This window comes from Actinophytocola sp. (genome assembly GCF_036402745.1).
Lineage (GTDB): Bacteria > Actinomycetota > Actinomycetes > Mycobacteriales > Pseudonocardiaceae > Actinophytocola.
This window is the reverse complement of record NZ_DASWSJ010000312.1, coordinates 1-7,954: the sequence shown is the minus strand read 5'-3', so window position 1 is coordinate 7,954 and position 7,954 is coordinate 1. Positions and strand designations below refer to the sequence as shown.

General features: G+C 72.2%; 4 protein-coding genes and 1 pseudogene. All 5 read right to left on the bottom strand.

Annotated elements, in window-relative coordinates:
- A partial coding sequence (locus VGD70_RS29200; RefSeq protein WP_331086964.1) for a class I SAM-dependent methyltransferase occupies nt 1-917 on the bottom strand: 917 nt, incomplete at its 3' end.
- Between the two features lie 17 nt (nt 918-934).
- Nucleotides 935-3,430: a PEP/pyruvate-binding domain-containing protein gene (locus tag VGD70_RS29195; protein WP_331086962.1), complete on the bottom strand. Its 2,496-nt coding sequence runs from the start codon at nt 3,428-3,430 to the stop codon at nt 935-937.
- A 67-nt stretch (nt 3,431-3,497) separates the two neighbouring features.
- Nucleotides 3,498-6,383 (bottom strand): helix-turn-helix transcriptional regulator, encoded by a 2,886-nt coding sequence (locus tag VGD70_RS29190; protein WP_331086966.1) that lies wholly within the window; start codon nt 6,381-6,383, stop codon nt 3,498-3,500.
- A gap of 290 nt (nt 6,384-6,673) precedes the next feature.
- Complete coding sequence (locus VGD70_RS29185; RefSeq protein WP_331086960.1) at nt 6,674-6,874, bottom strand: recombinase; 201 nt, start codon at nt 6,872-6,874, stop codon at nt 6,674-6,676.
- Nucleotides 6,875-7,715: 841 nt separating this feature from the next.
- Nucleotides 7,716-7,954, bottom strand: a pseudogene (locus tag VGD70_RS29180) (hypothetical protein); the annotation flags it as partial.

The window sequence follows — 7,954 nt, the reverse complement described above, 5'->3', positions numbered from 1 at the left end:
GCGCCTTGGCTGAGCAGGAGGCTCATCGGCGGGTTGGACGAGAGCGGGAACGGGGTGAGGCCGGGGAAGCCGGCCTCGGTGGACCACGTCAGGTAGGCGGTGAGCGGGTACACCCGGCCCACGCTCGTGCGCAGCAGCAGTCCGAGTTCGTAGCGGCTGATCGCCAGCTGCTCGGCCGGGTCCGTGGCGGGCAGCATGTCCACGATGGCGATCCGGCCACCGGGCCGGACGCTGCGCCGGAGCTTGGCGAACAGGGTCCGGTTCAGTTCGGGACCGAACAGGTGGCAGACGTTGCCGACGATGGCGAGGTCATAGGCGGCTGCGGGCAGGTCAGTGGTGAAGACGTCGCCTGCCAGGTAGCTGAAGCGTGTGGTCAGCCCCGCCGAGGCGACGGCGGCCCTGGTGGCGGGGAGCACCGCCGGCAGGTCAATCGCGGTGACGTGCGTGTGCTCGTTCCCGACGGCGATGGCGATGCTCCACGGGGCGGCCCCGGCGCCGACGTCCAGGACCCGCCCCGGTGGTGGCGACAGCATCTCGCCGAGCCGGGCGGCGGCCGGCGCGAACCACGCGGCCAGCTGCGGCGCGACGATCGGGTAGAGGGCGGCGGCGCCGTCCGCGGTGTCGGCCGGCGTCATCGGGATGCCGGTCCGGACCACGTCGGACAGGGTGCCCCACGCCTCGGTGATCCTCTCGAGCCAGTGCACCGCGGCCGGGTCCGCCGCGCACGAGCCGCCGGCGTCACGGCGCAGCAGGCCGAGCCGGACGAGTGTGTCGAGCAACCGGCTGGTGGCGGGCAGGTCCAGGCACAGGTCGTCGGCCAGCTCGGTCGCGGTCCGCGGGGACGCCGTCAGCAAGCGCAGCACGCCGAGCCGGTGCGCCGCGGCGATGACGGCGGCGGTCTCCACGGCTCCTGTCATCTGCCACACCGAGCTGGTCATCGGACGACCCGGACCTGGCCGGTGGTGCCGTCCACGGTGACGACCTGGCCGTCACGCAGCCGCGTGGTGGCGTCGCCGGTGGCCACGACCGCGGGCACGGCGTACTCCCTGGCGATGATCGCCGGGTGCGACAAGGTGCCGCCGGTGTCGGTGACCAGCGCGCCGACGTTCGGGAACAGCACCGACCAGACCGGCGAGGTCGTCGGGCAGACCAGCACCTCGCCGGCGCGTAGCCGGTCGAACTCGGTTTCGTCGTGGATGACGCGGACGGGGCCGGTGTGGCTGCCGGGCGACGCGGCGATCCCGGTGAGCGGTTCCGCTGCCGCGTCGCGGGGCGCGCCGAGGATCCGGTCGAGGAGCCAGAGGAACGCCTCGTTCGCGAACCGCGCCTCGGCGGGCAGTGACGTCATCGGTGGCGGGGATGGCGGTGGGCTGCCGTAGCTGGGTGGGCCGGGGTTCGCCATGGCCCAGGCTCGCTCGCCGGCCCGCAGGGCGACCAGTTCGCGCAGGTCGTGGCCGAGCCGCAGCGCCGCCCGCAGCTCGGCCGGGCGCAGGTGGAAGGCGGCGTCGGGCGCGGGGAGCTGGCCTCGCCGCGTCAGCCGCCTGCCGAGCTCCAGCACGGCTCGGCGCACGAGTGCCCCCGGCGTGCTGATGGTGTAGAACTCGTTGTCCTCGCGCACCGGGTAGCCTTCGACGGCGTTGGACAGCGCGGTCTCGAACCGCTCCGTGCCGGCGAAATCGCGGCCGGCCAGCGCGGCGCGTGCCTCGGCTGCTGCGGTGGCACGCCACTCGGCCAGCTCGCGCCCCCGTGCCATCGGGTCGTAGTCTGCGGCCAACTGGTCCCGCAGCAGGGCTAGGACCAGCTCGGGCCGCTCGTCGAGGGCCGGCTCGGCGAACTCGTAGCTCAGCGCGCGGCGGCCGTACCGACGCAGGTAGGCGGAGAACCTGGCGGCGAAGTCGGTGTCGCGGGCGAGTACGTCGGCCACCGGTGCCGGTTCCTCGACGAGCAGGCGCAGCCGCGGGCACGCGGCGACGTGGGCGGCGAGTTCTGCCAGTGCGCGGGCCGGTTCGGTGGATCTGGCCGAGGTGCCGGCGACCAGTCGCAGCCAGGCCTGGTCGTCCCAGCCGAGCAGGTCCCGGCAGACGTGGCCCAGCTCGCCGAGCACCATGGCCAGCGCCAGTTGGAGCCGGAAGTGGATCGACGAGCCGTCGTCGGACAGGCTCAGCGTCGACTGGAGGTGCGTGTCGAGCGCGTCGTCGTCGAGCACGTCGAGGTCGACGTCGCGCAGGCCAGCTATGCGGGCTTCGAGTTCTGGCTGCCATTCCTGGGTCCAGCGGTGGATGTTTCGCATCGGGACGTCGGCGCGGATCGCGGCGACGCATTCGCGTACGCGTCGCCGTAGCGCCGGCACCAACCGGAACGCCAGCGGCACGGCCCAACTCGGCAGCCGTGGTGGTGCCTTGCCACCGAGCGGGACGACCCGGAGGTACTCCAGGCCGCCGATGTCGCGGATGTCCACGCCGTCGAGTAGCAGGCCGAGCTCACCGACCGCGGTACGGATCGCCGGAAGTCGGTTCTGGTAGACGGCGTGGGTCAGTCTCGTCCACGGCAGCGGGGCATGGCTGCTCTCCCTGGTCCAGTAGCCGGCCGGCACCTCGACCGGCACCGGCACCGGATGGACGGGTGGCTCGGGTGGCTCGGGTAACGCGGTGACCGGGCGCGCCTGCAGGAGCACCACGTCACCGCCGGCCAGCGCCCACTCGACGTCCTGGGGTGTGCCGCGGAGCCGCTCCACGCGGCGGGCCAGGTCGGCTACGGCGAGCGCCGAGGCGGCGTCGAGCGCCTCGGTGTCGGTGCCCGGCTCACGACTGGCCCGGCCGGCGCGGACGGTCCAACGCTCGGGGGTCACCGCACCGGAGACCATGCGCTCGGCCAGGCCGGGCACGGCGTCGATCACCACGACGGCGCGCTCGCCGGTGACCGGGTTCGCCGTGAACGCCACTCCAGCAGAGGTCGCCGGCACCATCGGTTGCACCAGCACCGCCATCGCCGGCCGGGCATCTCCGTCCATCCCCCTCGAATACGCGGTGACCCGGTCGGCGAAAGCGGATGTCCAGCAGCGCAGCACGGCCTCCCGCAGTGCTTCGGGGCCGTGCACGTGGAGCACCGACGTGTAGAGCCCGGCGTAGGAGGAGTCGGCCAGGTCCTCGTTCACCGCGGAGGCGCGCACGGCGAGCGCGACGTCGCCCCACGACCGGACCGCCTCGGCGAGCGCGGTGAGCACGCCGTCGGGCACTCCGAGGCGGGCCGTGGGCGGCTCGCGGGCCGCGTCCACGGCCCGCGCGAAGACGCCGGTCGGGATGACGACCCCGTCGGGCACCGGGAGTCCCCGCGCTGCCAGCGTCGCCAGGGTGGCGGCCTTGACGCCGGCCTGACGGGGGTCGGTGGCCTGTCGCAGCGGTAGCACGGTGTGGACCTGGGGCGTGGTCATCGGTGACTCCTCCGGATCGGTGGAGTTCACGATCGGCCACTAAGCAGGGACCGCGGCATCGGCCGGACTACGTATTTCGGGGAGCGGGCAACCGCTCGAGTACGTACCGGGTGAGCGCCGTGCGGGAGTTGAGGCCCAGCCGGCTGTAGATGTTCTGCAGGTGCGTGGTGACCGTTCGCTTGCTGATGAACAGCCGCTCGGCGACCGCCGCGTTGGACAGCCCTCGCGCGACGAGCCGGGCGACCTGCTCCTCGCGATCGCTCAGCTCGCTCGGCCGGTCCCGGTCGGGCCGCGGCGCGGGACGTTCGCCGAGCTTGCGCAGCAGCTGCCGGGCCCGGTCCGCCTGCGGCCGCGCGCCCAGCTCGTCGAGCACCTCGACGCACTGGCCGACCTCCGCCACGAGCGTCGCGTCGGGGACGCCGGTCAGCAGCTCCGCCCGGTCCAGCCGCGTCACCACCTCGTCGTAGACCATCCCCAGGGTGGCCAGGCGGCCGGCGGCCGCGTCGAGCAGCGCCGGGTCGCAGGTGATCCGGCCACGCAGCCGCAGGGCAAGAGCGGCCGGGTACAGCGCGTCATCGCCCAGCGCCTCGAGCCGGCCCGCGGCACTGCGCGCGGTCGGGATGTCGCCCGCGCGCTGTGCCGCGTCCCCGAGCGTGGCCAGCACGAGCGGTAGCAGCACGGGCCGATGACCGGCCAGCTCGCGGGCCAGCCGTGCGGCCTCGGCGGCGGCGTTTCGGCCCAGCGCGACCTCCATCGTCACCTGGTCGAGGACGCCGAAGACGCGCCGGTCGACGTCTGGCCAGTGCCCGAAGTGGGCTCGTGCCTCCGTCACCCTGGCGGCGGCGTCGTCGAACCTGCCGCGACGGGCGAGCAGCAGCCCCTGCAGCGCCAGCCCGAGAGCGGCGTGGCGGACGTTGCCGACCCGCTGGGCCAGCTCCAGCACGTCGAAGGACCTGGTCATGCCGTCATCCCAGCGGCCACCGAGCAGGTCGGCGAAGCCGAGGAGCAGCTGGGGAATGATCTCCAACGTCGGCACCCCGACCGCACGGGCCTGGTCGAGCGCCTTGGTCGCCTGCGCCCGCGCCAGCGCGAGGTCGCCGTTCATCAGCAGGAGAACGAAGACCGGCCGGGTGACCAGCTCCGTGACCAATGGGTCCCGCAGCTCGTCGACCTCCCGGACGACGTCGCCGACACCGGCCAGGCCGGTGCGGAAGTCACCCTCGATCAACGCGATCCCGAGCCGCTGGATGTTCGCGGCCACCCTGTCCCGCCGGGACCCGACCGCGTCGACAATCCGGTCCAGCTCGGCGACCAGCCGGCGCTGGGCGACGGTGTCGCCGCGGCGGCCGGCCACCCGCGCGCGGGCGGCGGTGACGGTCAGGTGCTCCTCGCCCACCGGCACCCCGGCGAGTGCCTCGGCGGCCAGCGCCAGGTGTGCCTCGGCGTCGCCGAGCTGGCCGCGGTCCCACTCCGCCATGGCGGCTCTGGCCAGGCACCGCGCCCTGGTCCGAACGGCGTCGCCGGCCGCGTCCGCCGCGGCCAGCCACGCGGTCCAGGCGTCTTCCGGCCGGCCGGCGAGCTCACTGGCCTCGGCGAGCAACTCCAGCAGCTCGACCATGACCTCGGTGCGACCAAGGCGGTCCGCGGCCGCGAGCGCGGCCCGTGCGTTGGCCGCCGCCTCATCGCCCCGCTTCGCCGCCACCGCCTCGCGGGCCGTGCGGTACAGGACATCGAAAGCCTCCGCCGGCGCCAGCGCCTGGCCGGCGCCGCGGACGTGGAAGGCGAGACCACGAAGGTCGTCCGGGGCGACACGTGCCATGGCGCGGGCCGCCGCCGCGTGCCGCTCACCGCGGGTGGCCGCGGGCAGCAGTTCGTAGGCCACCTCGTTGAGCAGGGGGTGAGCGACCCGGTAGCGCACCGAACCGGCCACCAACTGTTCCTCGACCAGGTTGGCGGCACGAAGCCGGGCGACCCCGTCGAGCAGAACCGCCTCGTCGGCCACGACGTCGCGCAGCAGCACGTGCGTGGACTGCCCGCCGAAGACCGCCAGCAGTTCCAGCACCGTGCGAGCGGCGTCGGACAGCAACTCGATCCGGTCACGCAGCAGATCGCCGACGACCCGCGGAATCGGTGCGAGCTCGCCGGAGCCGAGCGCCCACCGCTCGCCGGAGCGCGTCAGCGAACCGCGGTCAACGAGCGCGCCGAGAAGTTCCTTGACGAACAGCGGCACCCCGCCAGCCCGGCCGGTCAACGCCCGCAACAACGCAGTGGGTGGCTCGCCACCCAGCAACGCCCGCACGAGCGAGCCGACCTCGTCCTGATTCAGCGGACGCATGGTGATCTCGGTGAGCATGTCGCCACGCCGCAGCGCGGTGAGCAGTTCGCGTACCTCCCGTCGCGACTCCCCAGGACGGTGGGTGAGCACGAACAGGATCGGGCGGTCGGCCAGTCCACGGACCAGGTAGTGGAGCACGGCGAGTGATTCCGCGTCGACCCAGTGCAGGTCGTCGATCAGTATCGCGAGCGGCTGCCGCCGGCTCGCCCGGCGTAGCAGGCCACACACCGCCTCGAACAGCCGGATGCGCTCCAGCCCCGCGTCGCCGAGCGGAGCGGGGCGGGGGCCTGGCAGACCGTCGAACAGCCGGGCCAGGTCGCCCAACCCGTCGACAAGCGCGGCGACGTCGGCCGCGGGACCATGCACCAGCGGTCGCAACGCCTCAACCACCGGCGCATACGACAAGTCGCGATGCAGCGGCCCCCCGCTGCCGCACAACGCAATGAAGCCCTCCTCACGCGCCCGCCGCAGCGCGGCCGTGGCCAGCCGCGACTTCCCAATCCCGGCCTCACCCCCGATCGCCACCACAGCCGCCCCACCCGACCGAACCCGACGCGCACACTCCACGAGCCGCCGCAACTCACGATCACGGCCGACCAACGGAACCTCCAGGTTCACGGCGATGGCCACGACAAACTCGCCTCCTCCACCCCAACCCTGCCCCGCCCCCGCCAACAGCGCCAGCACGAAACGCCGCTGATGCGGCTTTGCCCGCGCGGACCTCGTCTAATCAAAGGGCCCGCGAAAAGACCCAGACGGACCTTGAGCACCAGGCGTTTACCTCGCGGCCGCGAGCGGTGGGCCCAAGTTTGAACGTCCTGTCATGGCTCCCTGAGGGCGCTTCGTCGGCTCGCAGGCAGATCGCTCGTGGCGTGACTCAGTCGCTGGGAGCGATCTGTCTGGCTCGGTTATTGGGCTGCGCCGACGGCGGGAATCCCGAGGTCGACCTGGCGGGTGATCCGGGCGAGTCGCAGCGCGTCGGCGCGCTTGTCGCGCAGGCACTGGAATGTGAGGTCCACACCCTCGATCTCGCCCAGCCACCCCTCGGCCGTTGCGCGTTTCCTCCGCTCCTCCAAATCAGACTCCAATTCGTCGACACGGGGCAGCATTTTCGGGCTCACATGCAATTGCGCGCACCGTAGGCAAGCTTCTCTGAACTAACTTCGAGCTGCTCGATGGTGTCGCGGATCAGTGGTTGTCGGCCGCCTCGCTGGCGGCGAGTTGAGTTCTGCATGCGTTCCGGACCTCGAGTTTGATTTGTTGCTCCGTCCGGCCCCAGCCTGCTCCCCACTCGTCTGACAGATCGAATATCTGGCCGAGTGGAAGTTCGATGACGCTGTTGGCGTAGCCGGACCGGCGACGATCTCGCAGACCTTGTCGAGGACCCACCTCTCGGTGGCGCGGTTGTCGGCGTGCATGCGGGCGAGTTTGATGAACGCCACCTGTGCCGCAGCTGCGTCTGAATCCGGGATAGGTGCAGCGCAGTCGGCTAGCGCGGCGGGCAGTGCGTCGTGGACGTCGTGAGGGTCTGTGCCGCTGAGGCCGGCCAGAGTCCTGAGGGTGTCCCCGTCATAGCCCTGGACGAGCCAGTGCGCCGCCCAGAGCGGGATCCGTTCGGTAGGGATGATGCCGAGCGTCACCCAAGCGGCAACCAGCTTCGGCGTGGGAATTTCGTCGGACTCGGGTATGGGCCAGTCGTGCATGACAGCATGATGCCTGGTCACTTCGGGCTGGAGTCACTGATTTTGGCCAGGGTCGCCGGGTGCAACGTCGAGGCGGTGCAGGCACCCGCCTGAGGAAGTGCCGCGCACGCTGAGACTGATCATGGTGGCATCGCGGTGAGACAGCTCTGGAAGTGGCCGTGGCCGGAGCTCACCACGTTCAGTGTCCATGATGGACAGTCCTCCGAGAACCCGTGTCGACGACGGCAATCTGGTGCATGTCAACGGGCTACGCACGCCACAGCCAGTTGGCCCGCTCATACAACGGCTCGAAGCCGACGCGCACCATGTTGTGCAGCGACGGGTTGTGTTCACCGGGACCTTCCGCGCCGGTCTCGGCGACGAGCCATCGACAGCCCTCACCCGTGGCCGCCCGGACGCGAGCGGTGAGCAGCGCCGACTGGGCGCCACGGCCGCGCGCTTCCGGGAGCGTCGCCCCGCCGAACATGTCGGCGCACTCCCCGTTCA

Excerpts from the sequence above, each read along its gene's own strand:
- VGD70_RS29185 (WP_331086960.1), bottom strand. The coding sequence starts at position 6,874 with ATGCTGCCCCGTGTCGACGAATTGGAGTCTGATTTGGAGGAGCGGAGG.
- VGD70_RS29195 (WP_331086962.1), bottom strand. The coding sequence starts at position 3,430 with ATGACCACGCCCCAGGTCCACACCGTGCTACCGCTGCGACAGGCCACC.